Source organism: Sphingopyxis sp., from assembly GCF_050916055.1.
GTDB lineage: Bacteria > Pseudomonadota > Alphaproteobacteria > Sphingomonadales > Sphingomonadaceae > Sphingopyxis.
The window spans coordinates 3,494,151-3,519,164 of sequence record NZ_CP051527.1 but is presented as its reverse complement, the minus strand read 5'-3'; the positions used below and the strand labels follow the sequence as shown (position 1 = coordinate 3,519,164).

Below are 25,014 nucleotides of genomic sequence, written 5' to 3'. Positions count from 1 at the left end.
GATCGCTTGCGGTGTTTCAGGACTCCCGAGAACCCAGCTTTCGCTGGGATGACGATATGACCATCGCCCTGATCGACTATGGCGCGGGCAATCTTCGCTCGGTGCACAACGCGCTGATCGCGGCGGGCGCGGACGATGTCGCGGTGACCGCCGATCCCGCTGTCGTGGCCAATGCCGATCGCATCGTGCTGCCCGGCGTCGGCGCGTTTGCCGCGTGCATGAACGGGCTGACCGCAATCCCAGGCCTCGTCGAAGCGATCGAGCGCCGCGTCCGCACCGACGGCGCGCCCTTCCTCGGCATCTGCGTCGGCATGCAATTGCTCGCCGACGCGGGCGAAGAGCACGGGAAGCACAGAGGCCTCGGCTGGATCGGCGGGACGGTGCGCGCCTTCGATCCTGCGCCGGGGCTGCGCATCCCCCACATGGGGTGGAATGACGTCATTCCCGCTGCATCTCACCCGGTGATTGCCCAAGGCGAGGCTTATTTCCTCCACGGCTATCATTTCGCGAACACCGCCGACGTGCTCGCAGCGAGCAGCCATGGCGGCACCTTCACCGCCGCTGTTGGTCGCGACAATATGATCGGCGTCCAGTTCCACCCCGAAAAAAGCCAGGCTTACGGCCTTGCGACGCTTGAAAGATTCCTCGCATGGCGCCCGTAGTTTCTGGCCTCACCATCTTCCCCGCGATCGACCTGAAAGCCGGACAGGTGGTGCGCCTCGCCGAGGGCAATATGGCGCGCGCGACCGTCTATGGCGACGATCCGGCGGCGCAGGCGCGACTGTTCGCCCATGCCGGCGCAACGCACCTGCACGTCGTCGATCTCGACGGCGCCTTTGCGGGGGCCAGCATCAACGGCGCGGCGGTCGAGAGCATCATCGCGGCTTTCCCGGGCAAGGTGCAGGTCGGCGGCGGTATCCGCGACCGCGCGGGGGTCGAGCGCTGGCTGGCGCTCGGCGTCGAGCGCGTGATCATCGGCACTGCGGCGCTGAAAGACCCCGAATTCGTCAAATCGGCGGCGCGCGACCTGCCCGGCCGGATCATTGTCGGAGTCGACGCGCGCGACGGGATGGTCGCGACCGAGGGCTGGGCCGATGTCTCCGATGTCCGCGTCGAAGATCTCGCGCGCCGGTTCGAGGATGCCGGGGTCGCGGCGCTGCTGTTCACCGATGTCGGGCGTGACGGGCTGCTGAAGGGCTGCAATGTCGAAGCGACGGTTGCGCTCGCGCGGGCGGTCGATATTCCCTTCATCGCGAGCGGCGGGGTCGCCGACTTGGGCGACATTCACGCGCTGCGCCCGCATGTCGCCGACGGCATCGAGGGGGTGATCACGGGGCGAGCGCTGTACGACGGGCGGCTCAATCTGGCCGATGCGATTGCAGCGGGCGCGGCATGAAACACGCCTCACTTCCCAGGTTGATCCAATGACCGTCCGCGTTCGCGTCATCCCCTGCCTCGACGTTGCCGACGGCCGCGTCGTCAAGGGCGTCAATTTCGTCGACCTGCGCGATGCCGGCGACCCAGTCGAGGCGGCGCGCGCCTATGACGCCGCGGGCGCCGACGAGCTATGCTTCCTCGACATTTCCGCCAGTCATCAGGGCCGCGGCACGTTGCTCGACATGGTCAGCCGCACCGCCGAAGTCTGCTTCATGCCGCTGACCGTCGGCGGCGGGGTGCGCAGCGCCGACGATGCGCGCGCGCTGCTGCTTGCGGGCGCCGACAAGGTTGCGGTCAACAGCGCCGCGGTAGCGCGCCCCGAGCTCGTTGCAGACATCGCCGACCGCTTCGGCAGCCAGTGCGCCGTCGGCAGCATCGACGCGCGGCGCGTCGCCTATGGGCGATGGGAGATTTTCACCCACGGCGGGCGCACCCCGACCGGAATCGATGCGCTCGAACACGCCGTCCGGCTCGCCGCGCTCGGCGCGGGCGAACTGCTCGTCACCAGCATGGACCGCGACGGCACCAAGGATGGCTACGACCTCGCGCTGACCCGCGCGATCGTCGACGCGGTCAGCGTGCCGGTGATCGCATCGGGCGGCGTCGGCAACCTCGACCATCTGGTCGCGGGCGTGATCGACGGCGGCGCCAGCGCGGTGCTCGCCGCCAGCATCTTCCACTTCGGCGAAGCAACGATCGCCGAAGCCCATGCGCGGCTCGCGGCGGCGGGATTGCCGGTGCGCGTGCATTAAAGCATCGGGGGCTGGCCATGCCGCGGCGTGGCTGCAATAGATGCCCGATGACCACCAAACTCCGCCTGTCGCGCCGCGCCAACGAACTTTTTCCGATCCTCGGCTTTATCGCCGCGCTCGCCAGCCTGGCGATGCCGCTCAATGCCTGGCTCGTCGCCGTCATCCTGATGGGCGCGGTGGTCGCGGCGGTGCATCATGCCGAGGTGATCGCGCACCGCGTCGGCGAACCGTTCGGCACGCTGATCCTCGCGCTCGCGGTGACAGTGATCGAGGTCGGGCTGATCCTCACCCTGATGCAGGCCGAACCCGAAAAGGCGCAGACACTGGCGCGCGACACGGTGTTCGCGGCGGTGATGGTGATCGTCAACCTGCTGCTGGGGCTCTGCCTGCTCCTCGGCGCGATCCGCCATCACGAACAGCGCTTTCAGCGCACCGGCATGGGTGCCGCGCTGGCGACGCTGACCGTGCTGACCGTCGTGACGCTGGTGCTGCCCAATTTCACCTCGAGTGCCCCCGGTTCCTATTACACCCCGGTCCAGCTCGGCTTTGTCGCGGCGGTGTCGCTGATCCTCTACGGGACCTTCGCGCTGGTGCAGACCGTGCGCCACCGGGACTATTTCCTTCCCGACGACGACACCGATGCCGATGGCGACGGGGTGCCCGACGCACACGCCGAACCTCCGACCATCCAGCGCACCGCCATGTCGGGCGCGCTGCTGCTCGCCAGCCTGGTCGCCGTCGTGCTGCTCGCCAAAAATCTGTCGCCGGTCATGGGCCTGCTGCTCGCCGACTGGGGCGCCCCGCCCGCGGTGCTCGGGGTGCTGATCGCGGCGCTGATCCTAGCGCCCGAAGGATTGGCGGCGGTGCGCGCGGCAAAGGCCGACCGGCTCCAGACCAGCATGAACCTCGCGCTCGGCTCGGCGCTGGCGACGATCGGCCTGACGATCCCCGCGGTTGCTGTGCTGTCGATCGTCACCGACCTGCCGATCAGCCTTGGCCTCGACGCCAAGTCGACGGTGCTGCTGTTCCTGTCACTGATCGTCGCGTCGCAGACACTGGCGAATGGGCGCACCACGGTATTGCAGGGCGTGATCCACCTGATGCTGTTCGCAATTTACCTGTTCACGACCTTCGTGCCGTAAAGGCAGTGCTTGAAGGGTTTCACGCGAAGACGCGAAGGCGCGAAGAATATGCTCGCCGCGAAGCGGCTTTCTATCTCCATGCTGCGCCATACCGCAGCACCTGGTGGGAATGGGACCTTTCGGCTCCGTCCTTTCTTCTTTGCGCCTTCGCGTCTTCGCGTGAACCAAATTCAACCGGCGCTGCTGTAAGTTCAGGTCTTCCGCACGAACACCGTACCCGCGCTATAACCCGCGCCGAAGGAGCAGATCAGCCCCGTATCGCCTGCGACCATATCCTCATGGTTCAAATGAAAGGCGATGATCGACCCCGCGCTCGACGTGTTGCCATAGGTGTCGAGCACCGTCGGGCTTTCGTCGTCGCTCGCTTCATGCCCCAGCACGCGCTGCGCGATCAGCCGGTTCATGTTGGTGTTCGCCTGATGCAGCCACAGCCGCCGCATGTCGCTGCCGGTCAGCCCCAGCACATCCATCTGCTCGACGATCATGTTCGCGACCATCGGCACGACCTCCTTGAACACCTTGCGGCCTTCCTGGACGAACAATTTGTCGCTCTTCGGCCCGTCCTGGTCGATGCCGCCATGGGCGCGGTTGAGGAAGCCGAAATTGTTGCGGATATTGTTCGAAAACACCGTCTTCAATTTGGTGCCGAGGATGTCCCAATGCCCCGCAGGCGCGACATCCTTGTCCTCGATCAGGATCGCGGTCGCAACGTCGCCGAAGATGAAATGGCTGTCGCGGTCGCGCCAGTTCAAATGCCCCGAACAGATTTCCGGGTTCACCACCAGCACGCTCTTCGCATGCCCGGCGCGGATATAATCGGCGGCGGTCTGGATGCCGAAGGTCGCCGACGAGCAGGCGACGTTCATGTCGAACCCGAACCCCTCGATCCCCAGCGCATCCTGGATTTCGACCGCCATCGCCGGATAGGCGCGCTGCATGTTCGACGCCGCGCACAGCACCGCGTCGACATCGGCGGCGTCGCGTCCGGCGCGCGCCAGCGCATCCTTCGCCGCCGCGACGCCGATTTCGGCGAGGATCGACAGCTCGTCGTTGCTGCGTTCGGGCAACCGCGGCGCCATATGCGTTGGATCGAGGATGCCCGCCTTGTCGACGACGTAGCGCGACCCGATGCCGCTTGCCTTTTCGATGAATTCGACGCTCGACTCGGTCAGTTCGGCAACCTCGCCCTTTGCGATGGTCTGCGCATTTTCCCTATTGTGCAGTGCAACATACGCGTTAAAACTGGCGACAAGTTCTTCGTTGGCGATGCGTTCGGCGGGGGTGAAAAGGCCGGTGGCGGAAATGACCGGCTGCGGTGCGTGCGACATGATGGGCCTGCGTGTTTTTTGTTTTGGGGCACGCTGATTAGGCCCGGTTGCGGCACGGCGCAACGCCCCTCGACAGGCTGAACAGATGCCGACACCATGGTTAACCGGCCACTAACCATTTTGGTGGCAGACTGGCAGATGCAGGCCTCCGGGGGGATGGCTCCCTGGGTGCCGTGCGGGAGCATGACCATGGCGACGCGTTCGGGACCGGCAGCAGGCGACCTGTCGATATCGGAAATCAAGGAATTTGCGGGCTTTCCAGCGGCGACGCAGCGGTATATCCGCCGCTCGCTCGACATCGGCCTGGAACGCGACGACGCGATCGCCCGCTGGTCGCGCGATATGGTCGAGGAAACCGCGATCCGCGTTCAGGCCCGCGTCTATCAGCGGATCGGCGACATCCGCGCCCATATCCCCGACGACAGCGGCCTCGACGCGCTCGAAGGTTTCATGGCGCCGCTCGTCGCGGTGTCGGCGTTCGATCTGGGGCAGGACCGGCTGCCGGGATTCGCCTCCTACCGTTTCCTCTACGAACGCCTGCTCGGCGCGCATGCGCGGCCGTGGCTGCCCGGCGCCTTCTGCGCCGCGGCGTCGCTGCCGCACCTCCACCCCGACAAGCGCCGCCTGCTGCTCCAGTCGATCAGCGAAGCCGCGGCGACCGCCCCCGGCTGGTCGGCGCGCGAACCGAGCTTCTATCCCGAATGGGTCGACAAGATCGACGAGACCAAGGCGGCGAATTAAAGGGGCGCCGGCTTCCAATTGTTCGTCATCCCGGACTTGATCCGGGATCCATGACGACGGCGCGGGTATGGATCCCGGATCAAGTCCGGGATGACGATGAGGAGTAAATCCTCCTTGTCGCGCAGCGATGGGGAGGTGGCAGCGCGAAGCGCTGACGGAGGGGCCTTGGCGCTGCCGTCGCTGCCCCTACACCATTCGCTTCGCGAGCGGCCACCTCCCCATGGCTTCGCCACACGGAGGATCAAACGGCAGCTCCCACTCGAAACCCGCCGTCAGGCCTCTATCATATCAGCGCCCGGTACAATCCGAACGCGCTCGTGGCGGTCAGTACCACGCCGACCATCACCAGCATGACCTTCGGCGAAAAACGCTTGGCCATATAGGCGCCGAGCGGGGCGGCCGCGACGCCGCCGATGATCAGCCCCAGCGTCGGTCCCAAAATTTCCTCGAACCCCAATTGCCAGATGAAGGCGATCGACACCGACACCGCGAGGAAAAACTCGACGCTGTTGACGGTGCCGACGATCTTGCGCGGCTCGCCGCCCTGCACCAGCAGATTCGAGGTGACGACCGGCCCCCAGCCGCCGCCGCCCGCCGCGTCGAGAAAGCCGCCGACCACTGCCAGCGGGGCGACGACCTTGGGCTTCGAGATTTTCGGCGGGTACAGCAGACCGCGGACCAGCAGCCAGAGGCCAATGAGCACGAGATAACCGAGCACGAACGGCTTGACGATGTCGGCGTGCAGCGAGGTCAGGACATAGGCGCCCAGTACCCCGCCGATCACGCCGGGGATGAGCAGCCGCCAGAACAAGGTCCAGTCGATATTGCGGTGGAACAGGTGGCTGAGCCCCGAGGCGCCGGTGGTGAAAATCTCGACGACATGGATGCGCGCCGACGCGGTCGCCGGCGGCACGCCGAGCACCGCGACGAGCAGCGTGTTGCAGATTACCCCGAACGCCATGCCGAGCGCGCCATCGACGAGTTGCGCGGCGAAGCCGATAAGGATGAACGGGAGGATCGCCGACAGGTCGAAGGACAGAAGCTCGTGCATCGAATCATCCCAACTTATTTAGTTGACAACTGGCTGCCCAATTTCACGCCGGCGCGCCAGTGCAAATTTTCTGGGGGCGGCGAAGGGAATTGTTTGCGCGCCGGGACGACGGGATCGGCCAGCCGCGCTAACGCGCCATGTCTTCGGGTAGATGGTCGCGGGCGTAATCGATGAAGGCGCGCAATTTGGGCATCACTTGCTTGCGACTGGGATAATAGAGGAACAGCCCCGCGGTCGACACCGCGCGGTCGGCGAGGATGACCTCCAGATCGCCGCGCTCGATATGTTCCTGCAGCACCGGCTCGGCGGTCATGCCCAGCGCGACGCCGCTGCGCACCGCCATGATGATCGCTGCCTGGTCGTTGACGATCACCGGGCCGGTGACCGGAACTTCGACCTCGCGATTGCCCTCCATGAAAGACCAGGGGATCAGGCCGCCGCTCGCCAGGCGCAGCCGCACGCAGCGGTGCTGGCGCAGCTCGGCGGGCGTTTGCGGCCGGCCGTGGCGCTCGAAATAGGCCGGCGCGCCGAACACGGTGAAGCGGAACGGCCCGGTCAGGCGGATCGCGATCATGTCGGCGTCGAGCGCCTCGCCCATCCGCACCCCGGCGTCGAAGCCGCCCGCGTTCAGGTCCGACAAAGCATCGTCGCCGAAAATCTCGAGCTCGATCTCGGGATAGGTGTCGCAAAATCCCGCGAGGATCGGTTCGAACATCGGCTGCACGGCGCCGCGCATCAGGTTGATGCGCAGGCGTCCCGCGGGCCGGTTGCCGAGGTTGCGCGCCGCCTCATACGCATCGGCCAGCCCGGCATAGGCGGGCGCGGCGCGTTCGAGGAACATCTCCCCCGCCTGGGTCAGGCCGACGCTGCGGGTGGTGCGCATGAACAGGGGGGCGCCGACGCGCGCTTCCAGCGCCTTGACGCTCTGGCTGATCGCCGAGGGCGAGACGCCGAGATCGGCGGCCGCGGCGGAAAAGCTTCGCCGTTCCGCGACGCGGAGGAAAGCTTCGATCCCGTCGAGCGCCCCATGGGGGATTGTTAAATCCTGCTTCAAGGCACTTGCAGATTATAGAGGATTATCTATTTGCGCAATCGCATCTAAAAAGGTTGCACAAGAAAACGAAAGGAACCTCTCCCATGACCTATCAGCTCTCCGCTTTCCGCCGTTTCCCCTCCGCTTTCGCCATCGTCGCGGCGTCGGCGCTCGCCTTCACCGGCCTCGTCGCCTCGACCTCGCCGGCCTATGCCAACAGCGGCGACTATCGCTGCGCGGGCCTTGCCGACCAGGCCGGTAACGCCGCCGAAAAGGCCAGCGGCAGCGACCAGCAGAACGCCAAGCGTTTCGTCGCCACCGGCAAGAAGCTGTGCGAAGCCGGCAACGAACGCGCCGCCGCCAAGCAGTTCCGCTCGGCGCTGAAGATCGCCGGCGTCGCCGAACTCGAAACCGACAGCCAGATGGCCGCCCGCTAAATCGCCATAAGCCAGGCCATCGATCTCCGGCCCGTCCTCTCCCTCTCCCCGACGGGCTCCACAACTGGGGCGGCATCCAAACGGAGCCGCCCCATTTATTTTGCGCGCTTGCCCCGCCGTGCAATGCCGCGATAGCTGTCGCGATGACCTCCGACACCCCCGCTCCGCTGCTCAGGGACCTGCTCGGGCCGGTGGCGCTGGCGGCGATCGCCGCGGCCGGCCGGGCCGCTTCGCCGCGCTTCGACGCCGCGGCCTTCCTCGACGCTGCCGGTCACGGGCTCGAACCGCTATCGATCATGGCGCGCGTCCGGCACATCGCCGACGCGCTCGGCGCCGCACTCCCCGCCGACTATGCCGCCGCGCTCGCGATCGTGCAGGCGATGGCACCGCAGCTGACGCGCGGGTTCCAGGCAGTCGCAGTCACCGAATTCGTCGCGCGCCAGGGTCTCGGCGATTTCGACCGGTCGCTGGCAGCGCTCTCCAACCTCACGCGCTACGGCACCGCCGAATTTGCGATCCGGCCCTTCCTGACCCAGGATGCCGATCGCGCGCTGGCGACGATGGCGAAATGGGCATTGGACGATAATGAGCATGTCCGCCGCCTCGCCAGCGAAGGCAGCCGGCCGCGGCTGCCATGGGGCGCTGGGGTGCCCGCGCTGAAGGCCGATCCGGTGCGCGCGGCCCCGATCCTCGAGGTGCTACGCGCCGACCCCAGCCTTTACGTCCGCAAATCGGTCGCCAACCATCTCAACGACATTGCCAAGGATCGCCCCGACTGGCTGGTCGATCGCCTCGCCGCATGGCCGCAGGGCGACGCACGCACCGACTGGATCGTCCGTCACGCGCTGCGCACCCTGATCAAACGCGGCGATCCGCGCGCGCTCGCGCTCGTCGGGGTCGCGCATGGCGCCGCCGTCGCGGTGGCGCGCTTCACGATCGAACCGTCCGCCGTGCGGCTGGGCGACCCGATCGCCCTCGCCGCCGAGCTCCGCTCCGAAGCGGCGGCGGATCAGCGGCTCGTCGTCGACTATCGCATCCATTATGCCCGCACGGGCGGCAAGACCGCCGCCAAGGTGTTCAAGCTTCGAACCTTCGAGTTGGCGGCGGGCGACACGGCGACCCTGGGATTACGGCAGACGATCCGCGATTTCACCACCCGCCGCCACTATCCGGGGCGCCACGATGTCGACCTGATCGTCAACGGCGTGACGATGGCACGCGCCGCCTTCGACATCCTGCCGCCACCCTAGCGCGCAGCGGCACTACCGGCGGCGATATCGGAAGTACCACACTTCATGTGCCAAGTCAATCATACTATTGAAATAGAATGATTTTTCGCAGAATTTTGACCTCGAAAAATTGGCCAGCAATCACCCAGCAATCACCATTTCCATGAGCATTAAGAGCTTCGTGTCATGGGGCAAAGTGTCGTCCATGCGATTTCTCCTTGGACTATCGCGGCGACGCTCCGAGACGAAGATTACCGGTTCGAATCGTCGCGGGGCATCCAGATTTTCTGTCTAAGTTGCTGTTAAATAAGTGGAAATAGGGCCTCGCGCTCGACCTCCTCCCTCATCTCCTCCCTCAGACGGCTCCTTCAGCAATGGCGAAGGATAGCGGATTATGGGGTAAAAATCTCTGGGCGCATGCGATCTATGACTGCGCGTGGACCGATGATCCCTTCGCCGAGGCTGGCAGGTTTCACGTCGCGGTCGAAGTTTCGAGCGTCATTCGCGCCTCCAAGGACAACCTCCGCATCGCTTGGGCCGAGCGCCGCTTCGGGACGGGAGCCTCATCGAGCGCTCGCGCTGGTCTGCGGTCGTCAACGTCACGATATAGCCGCCGCGCACTTCCGACGCGATCACGAGGAATTGGCTCGGGCCTTTGAAGCCTATGCTCTGTAGCGATCCAGACAAATAATTGGTGTTCATTCACAGGCCGGGACCGCATCCGCGATCAGCCTGTTGGGCCTCTATTTAACCCGTCAATCTACGAGGTGCACCGTTCCCAACCCGTTCCCCAAAAGCCAAGAGAGGCCCGAAGCCTAAATCCGTCGTCGAGGTACCCCGAGCCCTTGTTTACAGAATGGATAACCACTTGGACTTAGTCGGCGAGTGCGAGCGGCAGGCTTGCGGGGTGGCGGATCGAGAAGGCCGGCTCGGCGACGACGGGCGGGAGCAGGTCTTCGAAAAGTTGCCGTTGTCGGGCAACTCCGCCGAGACGGGTTCGCGCGATGCATTTCGGCGCCGATATGATGCGCAATGAGGCGTATGATGCGTTCGGCCTGCGCCGGGGTCAGCACCTCATCGGTGGGCGTACGCCGGCTATCGAAGCGATCGATCCATAGTCGTCCGTCAGCATTGAGGATGACTTGGGTGTAATTGGGCTCGTCGAGCCATGCACCGATCGCTGTACCGAGCGCGCTTCGCAGCATCGAGGTGCTGCGGGCATGCACTGAAGTGGTCGGTGAGGTCACTGATCGTCTCCGGGTCAAGGCGCCGCGGTCGGCGTCGGAGACGGGTAAAGAATGCTAAGAACGGCGGGCCGCAACAGCTATTCACGGCGGTCGTGCGCGTGGCGGCGAACGGATAACTAAGGGTAGGCCGAGCCGACCTCCGATCGCTGACATTCGGACGATTTCATAAATCACAGGCTGATTGAACGAATCGGTCGCGATGCTGAACAAAGCGGATCGAAAATTCTTGGCGACAGCGTTCCTGTTTCTCGGTCGGGCTGCGTCTTTCTATTCGGGAAGAGGAGGTGCAAGCTACGCCATTGAGTGCACGCCGCACAGATTTGGAGGCTCTCAACACGGCCTACCGGCCGGCGTTGGTGAGCTATTTTGTGCGTCGCGTACACTCATCGGCGGATGCCGAGGATTTGACGCAGGAGGTTTTTATTCGTCTCGCCGACGCCGATCTCGAGACGATTGAAAGGCCGGAAGCCTATCTCTTTTCGATAGCAGCCAATCTGTTGCGCGACCGCTCGCGCCGCGGACGCGTCCAGTTCAATATCAAGGAAGAATATGGTCAGCAGCCTGGGCTCGGTGTGGAATTCCTCGACCCGCATCGGGTCGCAGAGGGGCATGATATGCTCCGCGAATTATACGCCGGGCTTGCAGAATTGCCCGAGCGCACCCGTCGCATTTTCGTCCTTTACCGGATCGAGAATGTGGAGAAAAAGACGATCGCCGCTCAATTCGGAATTACAGAGAACGCGATCGAGAAGCAGGTTCGCAAGGCCATGGGATTTCTGATCGAACGGCTGGGGAGGCGGTTATGAACGATTTCGACGAAATTTGTTCACCGATGGCAGAGCAGGCCGGCGAATGGTGTCAGATCGTTGCCGAGCGTCCGCTGTCGCCTCTGGAATCGGCCGACTTTGAGGTGTGGCTCGATGCCGACGCCGAACATCGGGCCGCCTTCGAGCGCGCGAGTTTCATCTGGCGTGCGCTTGATGGCCGCGCGGCTCCGCCCGAGCTTGTCGCGATGCGGATGGATGCGTTGTCGGCGCTAGCTGGGCAAGACGATACGCCAGATCCCGCTTGGTGGCGGCGGCCGCTGTTTCGGCGAACGGGTTTCGGAGCACTGGCCGCTTCTCTCGTGGCCACTATGACCTTCGCGCTATTCCCACCAGCGCCGGCATCTTCGGCTGTCGAATATGCGACCTCGCTCGGGGAACGACGAGTGGTAATGCTCGGCGACGGTTCCCGCCTTTCGATGGATGCCGCGTCTGAGGTTTCGGTCGCCTACTCAAAAGACCGGCGGGAGCTGGAGTTGAAGTCTGGCCGTGCAAAATTTGATGTCGCCAAGGATCCGCTCAAGCCTTTTACCGTCGTCGCTGGAAACAAGATCATCGTTGCGACCGGGACGTCGTTCAGTATCGAAATGCTGAATGGCGAGGTAAATGTGGTGCTCTTCGAGGGGCATGTTGCCGTCCTGAACCGCTTGACCAAGCGGCCTGCGGCGATCCCGTCTGGCGGTAAACTCGGTGCTGCCGATCAACTTCTCCAACCTGGGCAAGAACTGTCGCTGCCCGATAGTGGATTCGCCAAGCTCACCGACGTCGACCCGGGGCAGGCACGGAGTTGGGAGTCCGGACAGTTAAGCTTTGCAGATGAGCCGTTGGCGCAGGCAGTCGAGCGTATGAATCGTTACTCTCGGAGCAAATTTGCCGTGGGCGACGCGGCAGCCGCCAAGCTGCAGATCAGCGGTGTTTTTAACTCGGATGATGTCGACGGATTCGTATCTGGCGTGACTGAGGTTTTCCCAGTCGAAACCGTCCGTCGCGGTGGCAAGGTAGTCTTCGTGACAAAAAAGTGAGATTTTTCTGAATTCCTTTTCCTGTTTCATCTCCGGGCTGCGTCGAAAGTTCGAAGGCCAAGAAAATATGCGGCCTCGAACTTTAGGGGGATATAAGATGGGGACCAACCTGATCCGCTCGATTCTATTGGCTTCGGCAAGCGTGACCGTGGCGACCGCAGTGCTGCCGACGGCCGCCTATGCTCAAGATGCAAGTTATCAAGTCGACATCCCGGCGCAGTCGATGGGTGATGCGCTGCGCGCTTTGGGCCGAGCAACCAAGCAGAATGTCGTATTCGATGGATCGGTGGTTCGCGGTAAGCGCAGCGTAGCAGTGCGGGGCCGCATGAGCGCCGGCGACGCCCTGCAGAAGATGCTCGCAGGATCTGGGTTGGTTGTTTCTCGCGGCGCTCGCGGCGCGCTTATGGTTCAGGTGGGAAACGTCAGCGCGGCCCCGGCTCGTGATGAAGCTTCGGCGGGCGGCACCAATATAACCGTTGCCCCTTCGGTCGCCGCGACCGAAGCCGAGCCGATTATCGTCACAGGCTCGCGGATTGCTGGTGCCGCGCCCGCCGCTCCCGTCATTAGGGTCACTGCGGAGGAAATCCGCAGAGCTGGTCAAAACGACCTTGGCGAAGTGGCGCGCAGCTTACCGCAGAATTTTGGCGGAGGCCAAAACCCCGGGATTGGAAATTCTCAAGGCGCGGCGAATGAAAACGTCAACGCCAATGGCGCATCGACTTTCAACCTGCGCGGTATCGGTCCCAACGCGACACTGACGCTGATCAACGGCAATCGCTTCGCCTACAGCAGCGTCAATTCGGTGATCGACGTCAGCGCCATTCCTATCGCGGCGGTCGACCGTGTCGAGATCGTGGCCGACGGAGCATCGGCCATCTATGGCGCCGATGCAGTCGCCGGGGTCGTGAATATTCTTCTCAAGCGCGACTATGAGGGGGTGTCGACCAGCGCGCGGCTCGGCCTGTCGACCGACGGCGGCAATTTCCAGCAGCAATATAATCTTCTCGGCGGATCGCGCTGGTCGGACGGCGGCATCATCGCGGCCTATGATTATTCGCACGGTACCGCGATCCGGGCGAAAGATCGCAGCTATGCGTCCGCCAATAACCCCGATTCCACGCTCTTCCCTGCCCTCCGCCGGCACGCGATGCTGCTGAGCGGTCACCAGTCACTTGGCGGCGGCGTTACCCTGGCTGCCGATCTTATTTACAAGCGGGGAAGCATGAAGTCCGCGACTGGTTTCACGGTCGCCCAGCCGCTCCGAAACTCAGGGCTTGAGGCCCGCACGAAGTTCGAAACATTCGGTGTCGCACCGACGCTGTCCGCCGAACTGTCGGCCAGTTGGAAGCTGAAAGCGGGCGCGTTTTTCGGCACCGACACGACCGATGGCATCAGCCAGAATTTCAGCGGTGGCGCTCCGAGCACTGCGACCGCGCGGCATTTCTTCAACCGGAATATCGCGGTGGAGGCGGGATTGGAGGGGTCGCTGTTCGAGCTCCCCGCGGGCCCCGCGCGACTGGCCTTTGGCGGCGGCTATCGCACCAACCGTTTCAAATCCGAAATAGGGACGCGCAGCTTTTCACGCTCGCGCCGCAATCACTTCGCCTATGGCGAGCTTCTGCTGCCAATCGCGGACCCCGATCAGGATCTGGCCTTTGCGCACCGCGCTTCGCTGACCGGCGCGCTGCGCTATGAGGATTATTCGGACTCCGGCGACATTGTCACCCCGAAGCTGAGCTTCGTCTACGATCCGGTCGAGCAGGTCCGGCTGGGGGTGTCGTGGGGCAAGTCCTTCAAGCTTCCAACGCTCTATCAGCAATATTCAGGCTATGTTGCGCTGCTCGTGCCGGTCGGCGGCTTCGGGCAGGGATTTCCCGCTGGATCGACCGTCGCTTATGCCCTTGGGCCGAACGACCAGCTCGAACCTGAACGCTCCGAAAACTGGACCTTCAGCGCGACCGTGAAACCGGTGCCTGGCTTGGAGGTATCGGCAAGCTATTTCAGGATCGACTATAAGGATCGGGTTGCGCCGCCGCTGGCCTCCGGCGCCGGGGTTCTGAACAATCCGATCTTTGCGGACCTCGTTACCTTCAACCCTGCGCCTGCCCTGCTCGACACCATCTTCGCGGGTGCCGATGGCGGGCTGCAGAATATCACCGGATCTCCCTACGACCCGGCCCGCGTCGTCGCCTTCCTCGATGCCCGCGATCGCAATATCGCGCGGCAGAAATATCGCGGCGTCGACATCGCCGTACGATATGATGCCGAGCTTGGCAGCGACCGGCAGCTAAGCCTGAACGCTGGAGCCACATGGCTCGACAGCAACCAGCAATTGCTTCCCGGCCTGCCGGTGACCGACCTTGCCGGAACGATCTTCCGCCCGCCGCATCTTCGGGCGCGCGGCGGGCTCACGCTGAGCGACAAGGCGTTTTCGCTCGCGGCCTTCCTCAATCACAGCGCGAGCGTCACGGACAATCGTCGTCCGGCAGCCGTCAAACTTAGCGGATCGACAACGCTTGACCTGACCGGCCGATTGCGGCTCGGCGCAGGCACGGAAGTCGCGCTGAGCGCACAGAATGTGTTCAACAGCAAGCCTGAGCCGATCTTCACCACCTCGGCTTTCGATGCACCGTTTGACACGACGAACGGGTCAGCAATTGGCCGCTTCCTGAGCGTCACGGTTCGGCATGACTGGTAGCATCCGCCTATTGCCGCTCCTATTGTTCGTCAGTCTCGGGAATGGAGGGACGGTCTTCGCGACGGAAGGTCGGCGATGGACGGTCGAAGATGTGGTGACCGTCCCGGCGGATTTCGATTTGAGCTTGGCGAGCGACGGCAAGTCGCTCGCCTATCTCGAGCGGCGAGCGGATCTCGAAACGAATGAGACTGTCTCGATCCTGCATCTGCTTGACCTGCGCTCGCGCGTCCCGCGCGAGATACTCCGGGCAGCAAGCGCAGGACAGCTGCGGCCATTGCCGAAAGGCAAGGGCTGGAGCGTCCTGCTCGATCGGGGCGATGGCCTTCAACTCTATGAGTTTGATGCGCAGGGTACGATCAAACCGCTGCTGGTGCGCGAGGCAGACATTACGGTCGGCCAGACCGAAGGCGGGCTGTTTGCAGTTCGAAGCGGAGCGCCGCGCCGGATCGGCATTCTGTATCACGACTGGTCTCCCGACGGACGATGGCTCTGGTACGCCACGCTCAAGCCGAATTCGAATCCCGTCGATGTTGTCATCGACGACGCGGTGGTTAGCCAGCGGAATCGGCGCCGTGCGCCGGTCAAGGCGATGGTCGAATTGCGAATACGGTCGGCCTCGGGCGAAGACTGGCTCGTGGCATCGCGGCCATCGGGCGACCGGCTCGCTTTCTATTATGGCGGAAATGTCGAATGGACCGACAAAGGGCCGCGCTACCAATTAGAGCAATCCGATGCGGAGCGGGCCGAAGGCATCGAGGCTTTTGCCTGGAGCTTTGCCACCAAGGCCAGCCGCCCCATCGATGAAAGCTCCGGTTTCCCGGTGATCGGCCTGGTGCGCGGCCCGAATGGCGGGACCCTCGCCAGCGAGGGTTTCGGCAGCACGCTTACCCTCACTGAGACGCACGCCGATGGCCGAAAAACTCACTATGGTCGCCAGCCCTATTACATCGGCGACCCGCGCTCGGCGGGAAATTGGCTCTCCCGTGACGGGCTAAGCGCGCTGCTGGGCGTGCGAACGATGTCGCATCCACGGTACGGGTTGGTCCTGCTAACAGGTCGACGCGCAAAGCCGCTGATCCGGCCCGGCAGCTTCACGGCCTGCGATTTTCGTCAGGATCTCGCGTGGGGCATTTGCGTCGAGGAAGGTCTGAACCAGGCTCCACGGTTCGTCCATGTCGAACCGAACGACGGGCGCGTGCAGGCCATCGCTCCGCTCTCCCCTGCCCATGATTCGATCGCGCCGCTGCGCGTCACGCCCCATCAATGGACAAACCGGCTCGGCTACCGATCGACCGGATTCATCGTCTGGCCTCGCGATTACCAGGCGAACAGCCGCTACCCGGCGATCATTATCACCCATGGCAGCGATGCGGACGAGCGCTTCGCGAACGCCGATTTGCAATGGAACTACTCCGCTCAGATGTTCGCCGAGCGCGGATATGTCGTCATTCTCATGAACGACCCCTCGGCGCGGCAGCAGGCTGAGCTGTGGAACGCCTATATGATATGGTCGGGCGGCCCAGGCACACTCGGCCCCGAAAAGCTGCGCGAGCTTATCTGGCTTAACGGCGTCTATAGTTTTGAAGACGCGATCGCCGAGTTGGCAAGCCAAGGCATTGTCGATCCCGACCGTATTGGCATTGCGGGATACAGCCGGGGATCGCAGATGGTGAATGTCGCCGTGACCCAATCGAACATATTCAGCGCTGCCTCCAGCGGGGACGGGAATTATCTTGAACCCGCATCTTATTCAGATCCGAAAGACGGGTACCACGCCGTCTTCGGCGGCCCACCTTCGGGTCGTTACCTCGACGCCTATCGCCAGCTGTCGCCGTCGCTCCGTGCCGACAAGGCGTGCGGTCCAATCCTCCAGCAGATGGCTTCTCCCTTTGCGGGAGCGATCGATTTTTATGCCGCGCTTCGCGAAGCCAAAGTTCCCGCGCAGATCAGCCTCTATCCTGGCGAGACGACCGCCACCGATGAGACCCATCTGTTTCATATCCCGTCCAATCGGATGCGCGCGATGCGAGAGAATCTGGCTTGGTTCGACTTCTGGCTACGAGATCGGCGCGACCCGGAACTGGAGGACAGAGGCGCATTCGATCGCTGGTCAAAAATGGCGGCGCAATGGCAGCCAGGGTGCACGCGAGCGCTGGGCGCCGAGCGAAGATAGCGTCACGACGCGCCAATGTCCGTCCACCAACTAACCCAGCGGAGAGCAACTCCTGCGCTGCGGGAAGCTGCGCATCGAAGATCCTGCGCAAGAATCCTTGCGGGCTGCATTTGGTCTGCCGTTCGATAATCGGCGGTGGAAGATCGGCGGCGACGCGGTGCGCACCACAACGCGGTCTCCACCGATCCGAGGCCGCTGAGATCGCGTCGCACCCGGCGTCCGCCTCTGCGACGGATGATACGTTCCCAGCCCTCGCAAACAATTTCGACCATGCCCGAACCGGTAAGGTTGGCGGGATCGCGCAACGTCGCGATCGCTCCAAAGTCACTGCCATGCTCCACGCCTGACGGCGGCTTATAGACCTAAATACATCCAGTTTTGGTTCTAGTTTCAATTGCAGTTCAGCAATCGAAAGCCAGAATGGCGTAGCGATTCGCGCTTGTGCGATCGCGTGACCGGGTTTTTGGCACGAATGTCCAGGCTCAGTGCTAAAGGTGTCAGTGTGCACTCTCGACGTGCGCTTTCTATAGCTCGGTCACTCTTTTCGGTCAGGCGCTAAATGAACGCCCGATAATAATTCAATTATAAAATAGAACGCCCTTTCTCCGAAGCATAGCTTGGGACTGCGACTCATTCTGGTCGCATGATCGAAAAGGAAGAGCCATGAGCAAGTTCGAAAACAGCGTCGTCGATCTCGGCGACGCACGCACCGAAACCCGCGGCAAGGGTGTGGAAGGTCCGCTGGACATCCAGACGCTGCAGCGCAGTTATGACGCCGGCATCCAAGCCGACGACTGAGCCCGACGGGCGTGCGGCGTCCCATACGCTGCACGCCACGGCTATCATTGAATGCAATCCTATCGCCTTCGCGCCGACGTTCAGCACTGTCAGTTCGGTGCACAAACGGTCTGCCTCGACCTTTCGACAAGCCGCTATTTTCTTCTCGAAGGCGCGGCATCGGACCATTTGGCTCAGTTCGTTTCCGGCACGGCGGACAATGAGGCGATCAGCTGCCTGCTAGCTCTCGGCCTTCTCGAAGCCGGCACCCGCGCGAGCGCGGCGCCGATCGCTGACACCCCGACAAGAAGTCTCCTCGATCACCGTCAGCCCAAGGCATCACTGCGGCTACTTTATCGGTCGATCCGGGAACAGCGCCGCGCCCAAAACGCGCTCTTGAGCATGTCGCTTGGCGCGCTGCTCGAGCCTACCGGGCTGCCCCGAGCCGACCCTGAGAGCTGCGGCGCTGTCGCAGCGGCGTTCGCGCACGCATCACGTTACCGTGATGCGACCGATCAATGTCTCGTTCGCGGTCTGGCGATGCGCGCGATTCTCGCACGCTACGGCCTTGGCGTAGATCTCGTAATCGGCGTGACGCTGCCTTTTGCCGCGCACTGCTGGATACAGGCGGGGCCCGTTGTGCTGAGCGACGCGTTCGATCGCGTTCGCAATTTCAGACCTCTTTTAACAGCGCAATGAGACTGTCGTACCGCCTTGCCTTGGCACCCTCCGGCAAGACGCTGCCGCCCGGAGATGCTGCGGCCCCTCCCGCATTCGAGCTTCCACAGGCCCGGCTCTGGACGGCCGCGCCTGTGATCGAACTTGGCGGAGCGGGCTGGATCATCGGCCCGGTGTTCCGCCGGGGCATGCCTTCCGGGCGCATCACCGACCTCGACCCTGCGGAATGCCATGCGATCGTCACCACCGGCGGACAGGCGCTCCTCGATCGCTATTGGGGCGGCTATGTAGCGCTGCTGATCGTCGATGACGGCACCCTCTCGGTTCTACGCGATCCTTCCGGCATGATGCCTTGCTATGTGAAACGCGGCGAAAGCCGCGTCACGCTCGCAAGCGACATGACCGCCCTTGCCGCCCGGGGTCAGATCACCTTCGACTATTGCGCGCTCGCACGAATGTTCGCCGGAATTGACGCGATCGGTCGCAGGACGGGCATAGCGGGGATCGAAGAGCTGCTGCCCGGCGAACGCTTGCGCATTACGTCCACCCGAACCCACATCGAGCAGGCGTGGATACCGTGGGATCATGTCTATCCCGTGAAGGGCCGAGGTTTCGAAGAGACGGCTAAAATCTTGGGCGCGACGCTCAACGACAACATCGGCACCTGGTCGACCTGTTTCGACCAAATCCTTGTCGGTGTTTCGGGCGGCCTCGACAGCTCAATCGTTGCGGCGGCGCTTGGTCCCCGTACGCCGCATCTGCGCTGCCTGACGATGGTCGAGCCCGGGACCGACGGTGACGAGCGCCGCTATGTCGACGCGCTCATCCAAAAGCTCGGTGTCCATCTCGATGCGCCCACTTATGACCTCGATGCCGTGAATGTTATGCGGCCGGTACTGCCGCATTTTCCGCTGCCCTTTGCGGCACATTTTTTCCAGGCGATCGCCGCCGAACATCGCCGCATCGGGGTCGTAGAGCCGGTCAGCGCATATTTTTCGGGCAATGGCGGCGACAACGTCTTTTGCAGCTTGAATAGCGCGGCGCCATTTGCCGATCGTTTGCTCGCGAATGGGCCTGGCCCCGGGGTAATCGCGACCGCGCGCGATCTTGCCGACCTGACGGGCTCGGGAATGATAGAGGTCGCCGGCCAGGGCTGGGCGCGCATCTGCCGCCGCCGCGGCGGTCACCGCATACGACGCGACCTTAGCGGTCTTGGCCGCGAAGGAGTCGCCGCCGCTATGGCGGAAGAGGATCGGCATCCCTGGCTGACCGCTCCGCCGGGAACGCTTCCGGGCAAGGCCGCGCATGTCGCGATGCTTGCCCGCGCGCAAAAAAGCATTGAGCTGTATCCGCGGGCCGATGCGCCGCCGCAAATTGCGCCATTGCTATCGCAGCCGATCGTCGAGCTCTGCCTTTCGATTCCCAGCTGGCACTGGGTGCGCGGCGGACGAGACCGTGCGGTAGCGCGCGCTGCCTTTGCCGGTATTCTGCCCGACCTTCTCCTTGAGCGAACTACAAAGGGGAGTCCGAGCGGCTTCATCCAGCGGATTTATGATGCGCAGGGCGCTGCGGCGCGCTCGATGCTCATGGGCGGGCGGCTCGTCGAGGCGGGGGTGATCGATCCCGGCTGGCTCGCGCAAAGCTCAGACGGTGACTGGCAGGATGATGGCCGCCACCTTCGCATCCTGACATTCGCCGCGGCCGAAGCCTGGGTTCGATGGTGGGCCGATCCGGACGACGACGGTCACTAATCGTGCGCAGCCGACTTACTTCCGTCGCATTGTCGCGGCGCCGCTTTACTCATCCTGTCCCATTCGGCGTAACGACCCGCGAACGGCGACGCCGGATCGCGCTTGCCGAGCAGCCAATAGTCGAACCAGGCAATATTTTCCTGCATCGCCTTCAAGCGATTCGACGGAATGTGGAAAATGTGCGTCTCATCGCTAGCCGCGTCTTCGCCCGGATAGAGGCTGATCTGCGCAGGAACCTGAGCGGCGCGCAATGCGGTGTAGAGGTCGATCGACGCCGGGTAAGGATTCGCCATCTGTAACAGCATTGCGCCGCAAGCCTTGTTGCCGCGCAGCGATGGCGTCATCCTTAGATAGTTGGGCAGCGCAGCAGGATCGGTCGGCGGCCCGCCATAGACGGTGTCATATGAGCCCGCGAGGCTTTGGTAGAAGGCAGGCTCAAGATAGCCGCCGTCGCCGCTCGATGCGGCGCGGAACATCTGGGACTGCGTCATCGTAACATTGACGCTCTGCGAACCCCGGCTGTACCCTGCAATGCCAACACGCTTCGGGTCAACGACGCCGGCGCTGATGAGCTCGGATACCGCGTCTTCGAAACTCTCGGTGTCGTTGAGCCAGATGCGGTCCTGAACCTCTCGAGGCGGCCGGTCTTTTGTCTCGTTCACCCAGGTATCATAAATCGCTTTGAAGTCCGCGCTTTGGGTTGAAAAGGGCACATTCATCAGAAGCACGACATATCCGCGCTCCGCGAAAAGCTGCGCGGGAAACTCCCACTGATTCTCTTGGTTCGCGAAACGCTCGTCAGCATCGGTGCCGTGCGTGATCACAATTGCGGGGTAGCGCTTGTCCTTCGCATAGTCGCGAGGCCAGACGATAAAGCCGGTTGCCTTGGTGCCATTCCGGTTGACCCAGATCTTCGGCTCCGTCCGAAGCGGAGCGATCGTCTCATGGTCGGGCGCAACCGAAACGATCCGTTTCGTCGCGCCGCTTGCGACATCTATGCTGACAACGGCCGGAGGCATGTTCTGACTCTGCGCGATGCATACGCCTCGGTCGAGTGTTGCGGTGAAATCGCAGTTATTGAGGCTGGCTTCGCCGCCAATCACGCGCGCTTTTTTCCTATCGATCACGGTGAGGCCGAAGCGCGGATTCTCCACGGTGCGATAGCCCGCGATCGCGCGCTGGCCGTCGACAGACCTAAAGCCGCCCACCGCCCGTCCGTCGCCAACCGCGAAAGGAAAGCGTCCGTAATTTCGCGTGTGGCCGTCGGGCAATTTTTCCACGAGGTCGCGCGTCATGCCGAAGCCCTCCGATGACAGCCGCCCGCCATGTGGCCCCGTTAAACGCCAATAGCCGCGCTTCGCCTTGTCCTCGACAACGCGCGAGACGCCCGTCGCGAGCGACGCGGCCATGGCGACGGACCGCTGCAGCCCGTCGGCGTCGACCTCCATGACGTCGTAATGCACCTCTTCGTTCTCCCAACTGACGAAACTTCGGCCGAAAAAAGTCGAAATGTCGCTGTGTGGACGCTTGGCGAGAAGCCGGTCTTGGCCATCGGAATCCCGCAAGAAAATCGATGCCGTAGCCCGACCGGAAGACCGGCGCTGGGCGCGCTCGGACGCAACGTCTGCATCGTAGCGCATCGTCTGGCGATAGGGTTCGGCATCCAGCACGACATACCAGAGCCATCGTCCATCGGGGGACCAGCTGTAGGAGCGCACCCCAGTGGGCAGCGGTGCGTGTCCATATCCAAGATAGGTGGCGCGCTCGGTATCGCCATAGACCGCGGTTGCGGGGTGAACGACAATGGGCGTGACCGCACCGTCGGCCGCGATCCGGTAAAGTTGAACGCCATTCCCCTTGTCGATCCGCGCGCTCCAGTCGGCCGTTCCAGGAATTTGTTGCAGGTCTTCGATCCAGGCGGCGCGAAGCAACTCGCGCGTCGCCCCGCTCGCCAGATCGACATGGCGAAGGATCGCGACAGTCTTGTCGCTCTCCCGGTCGGCGACGCGCACGACATAGACAGCGGAATCGCCGTCGGCGGCGATCGCAAGCGTGCGGACGTCGGGAACCGTCAACTGGTCATCCAGAGTCCACCCACGATGACCTTCTGCGGCAGCGGGCTGCAGCGCCCCGCCGAACATGGCGCTTCCGGCAAGAAGAAGAGTGCGTATCATGCTCACCACTCCTGCCGCACGGTGAGTCCGAGGAACCGGCCCGCTGGCGAATAGTTGGTCGTGTCGTAAGGCGTTTCGCTGGGCGCCGCGGTTGCAATCGCTGTGGGCTTGGCATTGAAGAGATTGAGCGCCGCAATCGATATCTCGGTTCCGGTGCCAAGACGGACGCCGGCGGTGAAGTCGAGTGTCGTAAAGGCGGGTATCCGAACCGCTATGGCCTGCCGGTCGTCGACAAGCCCGCTCATATGATTGACGAACGCAGCGACCGACACGCGGTCGCTTCCGTAAGATACGCCCCCGCGCGCGCGAAAGCGGGGCGGATGGAAGAGGGTGCCGGCGAGCTTTGTCCACGCCTGACCGGCCAGGATTTGCTGGCGGCTTTTGAGGAAACTGCCGGCCGCTGTCAGCGTGAGCGTCTCGCCGTGACCGAGTTGGATTCGGTAGCGCCCGCCAAGGTCGAAGCCCTGATAGATTTGGCGGGCGATATTGCGGTCGCGATTGTCGATGAAGGCCACCGTCGTCGCGGGGTCGTAGGGCCGTCCCGAGCTGTTCTCAAGCCCGAGCAACGAGCCCGCGATGATGTCGCTGAGAAGCGCGGCACTCGGGTTCAGCGTAATGAGGTCGGCATAGAATGGATTGTCCAGCGCACCGAGGAGCGACGGGATCGGCGTGGCGACGCGGTCGGCGTAATCGATCCGATACCAGGCCGCAGTCAACTCGAGGCCGCGCGCTGGCGTGAGCTGCGCGCTCAGCGTCATATTCTCCGAGCGTTCTGGACCGATCCGGCTATCGGGTCCAGCGGCGAAGACGACGTTTGCGTTCGCGGGATAGCCGCTACCGTAACGGGACGCGCGCCCGAGGATTGCCGAATAGCCGCTATACTGCTGGTAAAGCGTCGGCATTTTGAACGAGCGGCCCCAGGAGGCGCCGAGCCGGAGGATCGAGATCGGCTCCCAGACGATACCCAGTTTGGGAGTAACGATGCTCGGCGCGTCCGAATAGTCCTCGAAACGGAGCGCGCCAGTGAGCGACAGCCGGTGCAGTCCGGCGATATCCTGCGACGGCTGAGTGATCGGAATGAGCAATTCTCCATAAGCGAAGAGATTGTCACGCCGCCGGTCAACATCGCCAGTCGGCGAACCGGCGAAAAAGCTGTTGCGCCGCGCCCCCGCTCCGAAAGCGATCTGCACGTCGCCGCCGGGAAGCGTCAGTAGGGGGCCTTGAAATCCAGCCTCGAGCGCCAGATTGCGGTTGAAAAAATCCTTGTCGACATGGACCAGGCGCTCGCCGCCGACGAAGAGGTCAGTATAGCCTCCCGACCGGTCCGTGCCGAAAAAGCCGCTTGCCTTGAATCGCCATTCGCCGCCGATGTCGATCGCAATGCTCGGTGCGATTCCGAAAATTTCCGACGTGCTGACGCCGTCGATTCCGAGCTGGTCCGGCGGACCATCGGCGGCATAGCCAGTAACCGAGCGCAACCAGCCCTTTTTATAGAGGAGATCGGCGGCGAACGTGACGTTGGATCCGAGCGCCTGATGCCCGCTCACCAGCAGCGAGTGGCGCGAGATCGGCGGGAAAAGCATCGTCTCGGGATTAGCAGCTGACGCATAGCCGCGGTCCCCCGCGCGGATTGGCGACGACCGGCTGTAATCGTAAGCCGCGAGCAAGCCGCCCGATGCCCACGTTTTGCCGCCCAAGAGGCCATATTGCTGCTGGAAATTGCCCCCGTCGGTCGACCCGCCGACACGGGCCATCGCGGAAAGCCCTTCATAGTCGCGCTTGAGCAGAATATTCACGACGCCCGCGACCGCATCGGCGCCGTAAATTGCCGAGGCGCCATCGGCGACGATTTCGATCCGCTCGACCGCCGCTACCGGGATCGCGCTCACATCGATCACTGAGGAGGCGCCGGTATAGGCAAAGCGATTGCCGTTCAGCAGCGTGAGTGTCGCGTTCGAACCGATGCCGCGAAGATTGAAGGTTGAGGCGCCATTGACGTTGGCGTTTTCATTGGGAGCGCCCTGCCCGTTGCCGATGCCGGGATTCTGCCCGCCCCCGAAATTCTGCGGCAAGCTGCGCGCCACCTCGCCAAGATCATTCTGCCCGCCGAGCCGAATGTCTTCCGATGTTACCCGGATCACAGGCGTTGCCGTCGGCGCGCCCGTGATCCGGGACCCCGTCACGACGATCGGCTCGGCCTCCGTTGCGGGGGAATTTTCGGCTAACGTGAGTTTGGAAATGACGACCGAGCCACCCTCGAACCGTGCGGTGAGCCCGCTACTCTTGAGGAGCAACTCAATCGCTTCGCGGCTCGTCAATTCGCCTTTCAGCGGCGGTGCTGTCTTTCCTTCAAGATCGCGCGACGATGCGTAGAGCTCGATATCGGCAATCGTGGCAGCGCTGCGCAGCGCGTCGTCGAGATCCTGCGCGGGCATATCGTAGGGCTGGCGCTGTTGCTGCATGGCCAGCGCAACCGTAGGTGAAAAACAGGTGGCACTGCCGACCAGCAGCGCGACCAAC

At 63.4% G+C, this 25,014-nt stretch carries 19 protein-coding genes; 14 read left to right on the top strand and 5 right to left on the bottom strand.

The window, feature by feature from the left end:
* Positions 1–56 precede the first annotated feature (56 nt).
* Genes hisH through HEQ22_RS17260 form a run of 4 tightly spaced genes read left to right on the top strand, consistent with a single transcriptional unit; the run spans position 57 to position 3,331 of the window.
* Entirely contained in the window at positions 57–662 is a 606-nt protein-coding gene (gene hisH, locus HEQ22_RS17275) for an imidazole glycerol phosphate synthase subunit HisH (protein WP_432769060.1), read from the top strand.
* Complete coding sequence (gene hisA, locus HEQ22_RS17270; RefSeq protein WP_432769059.1) at positions 650–1,396, top strand: 1-(5-phosphoribosyl)-5-[(5-phosphoribosylamino)methylideneamino]imidazole-4-carboxamide isomerase; 747 nt, start codon at positions 650–652, stop codon at positions 1,394–1,396. The genes hisH and hisA overlap by 13 nt, the downstream gene beginning before the upstream one ends.
* 28 nt (positions 1,397–1,424) lie before the next feature.
* The gene (gene hisF, locus HEQ22_RS17265; RefSeq protein ID WP_432769058.1) at positions 1,425–2,189 is read left to right on the top strand and encodes an imidazole glycerol phosphate synthase subunit HisF; all 765 of its coding nucleotides are present in this window, start codon (positions 1,425–1,427) and stop codon (positions 2,187–2,189) included.
* Between the two features lie 47 nt (positions 2,190–2,236).
* Positions 2,237–3,331: a calcium:proton antiporter gene (locus HEQ22_RS17260; protein WP_432769057.1), complete on the top strand. Its 1,095-nt coding sequence runs from the start codon at positions 2,237–2,239 to the stop codon at positions 3,329–3,331.
* 191 nt (positions 3,332–3,522) lie between these two features.
* Here HEQ22_RS17260 and HEQ22_RS17255 read toward each other — a convergent pair whose 3' ends face one another.
* The gene (locus HEQ22_RS17255; RefSeq protein WP_432769056.1) at positions 3,523–4,659 is read right to left on the bottom strand and encodes a beta-ketoacyl-ACP synthase III; all 1,137 of its coding nucleotides are present in this window, start codon (positions 4,657–4,659) and stop codon (positions 3,523–3,525) included.
* A 189-nt stretch (positions 4,660–4,848) separates the two neighbouring features.
* Here HEQ22_RS17255 and HEQ22_RS17250 point away from each other — a divergent pair, with 189 nt between their 5' ends.
* Entirely contained in the window at positions 4,849–5,400 is a 552-nt protein-coding gene (locus tag HEQ22_RS17250; protein ID WP_432769055.1) for a hypothetical protein, read from the top strand.
* Positions 5,401–5,683: 283 nt separating this feature from the next.
* Here HEQ22_RS17250 and HEQ22_RS17245 read toward each other — a convergent pair whose 3' ends face one another.
* Entirely contained in the window at positions 5,684–6,451 is a 768-nt protein-coding gene (locus HEQ22_RS17245) for a sulfite exporter TauE/SafE family protein (protein WP_432769054.1), read from the bottom strand.
* A gap of 127 nt (positions 6,452–6,578) precedes the next feature.
* A complete protein-coding gene (locus tag HEQ22_RS17240; protein ID WP_432769053.1) occupies positions 6,579–7,505 on the bottom strand; it encodes a LysR family transcriptional regulator in 927 nt (308 codons plus the stop codon).
* Positions 7,506–7,588: 83 nt separating this feature from the next.
* Here HEQ22_RS17240 and HEQ22_RS17235 point away from each other — a divergent pair, with 83 nt between their 5' ends.
* From HEQ22_RS17235 to HEQ22_RS17195, 9 genes are all read left to right on the top strand, one after another.
* On the top strand, positions 7,589–7,921 hold the full coding sequence (locus HEQ22_RS17235; RefSeq protein WP_432769052.1) for a hypothetical protein: 333 nt from the start codon (positions 7,589–7,591) through the stop codon (positions 7,919–7,921).
* 143 nt (positions 7,922–8,064) lie between these two features.
* Complete coding sequence (locus HEQ22_RS17230) at positions 8,065–9,171, top strand: DNA alkylation repair protein (RefSeq protein ID WP_432769051.1); 1,107 nt, start codon at positions 8,065–8,067, stop codon at positions 9,169–9,171.
* A 1,525-nt stretch (positions 9,172–10,696) separates the two neighbouring features.
* Positions 10,697–11,203, top strand: a complete 507-nt coding sequence (locus tag HEQ22_RS17225; protein WP_432769050.1) for an RNA polymerase sigma factor — start codon at positions 10,697–10,699, stop codon at positions 11,201–11,203.
* Positions 11,200–12,243, top strand: a complete 1,044-nt coding sequence (locus HEQ22_RS17220) for a FecR family protein (RefSeq protein WP_432769049.1) — start codon at positions 11,200–11,202, stop codon at positions 12,241–12,243. The genes HEQ22_RS17225 and HEQ22_RS17220 overlap by 4 nt, the downstream gene beginning before the upstream one ends.
* A 97-nt stretch (positions 12,244–12,340) precedes the next feature.
* A complete protein-coding gene (locus tag HEQ22_RS17215) occupies positions 12,341–14,941 on the top strand; it encodes a TonB-dependent receptor domain-containing protein (protein WP_432769048.1) in 2,601 nt (866 codons plus the stop codon).
* A complete protein-coding gene (locus tag HEQ22_RS17210; protein WP_432769047.1) occupies positions 14,931–17,114 on the top strand; it encodes a prolyl oligopeptidase family serine peptidase in 2,184 nt (727 codons plus the stop codon). The genes HEQ22_RS17215 and HEQ22_RS17210 overlap by 11 nt, the downstream gene beginning before the upstream one ends.
* Before the next feature lie 663 nt (positions 17,115–17,777).
* The gene (locus tag HEQ22_RS17205; RefSeq protein WP_432769046.1) at positions 17,778–17,912 is read left to right on the top strand and encodes a hypothetical protein; all 135 of its coding nucleotides are present in this window, start codon (positions 17,778–17,780) and stop codon (positions 17,910–17,912) included.
* Between the two features lie 51 nt (positions 17,913–17,963).
* A complete protein-coding gene (locus HEQ22_RS17200) occupies positions 17,964–18,590 on the top strand; it encodes a lasso peptide biosynthesis B2 protein (RefSeq protein ID WP_432769045.1) in 627 nt (208 codons plus the stop codon).
* 113 nt (positions 18,591–18,703) lie between these two features.
* Positions 18,704–20,320 (top strand): asparagine synthase-related protein, encoded by a 1,617-nt coding sequence (locus tag HEQ22_RS17195; protein WP_432769044.1) that lies wholly within the window; start codon positions 18,704–18,706, stop codon positions 20,318–20,320.
* Here the strand turns inward: HEQ22_RS17195 and HEQ22_RS17190 are convergent.
* Both HEQ22_RS17190 and HEQ22_RS17185 read right to left on the bottom strand, forming a co-directional pair.
* A complete protein-coding gene (locus HEQ22_RS17190) occupies positions 20,317–22,494 on the bottom strand; it encodes a prolyl oligopeptidase family serine peptidase (RefSeq protein WP_432769043.1) in 2,178 nt (725 codons plus the stop codon). The genes HEQ22_RS17195 and HEQ22_RS17190 overlap by 4 nt on opposite strands.
* A gap of 2 nt (positions 22,495–22,496) precedes the next feature.
* Positions 22,497–25,013, bottom strand: a complete 2,517-nt coding sequence (locus HEQ22_RS17185) for a TonB-dependent receptor domain-containing protein (RefSeq protein ID WP_432769042.1) — start codon at positions 25,011–25,013, stop codon at positions 22,497–22,499.
* Between the last annotated feature and the right edge of the window lies 1 nt (position 25,014).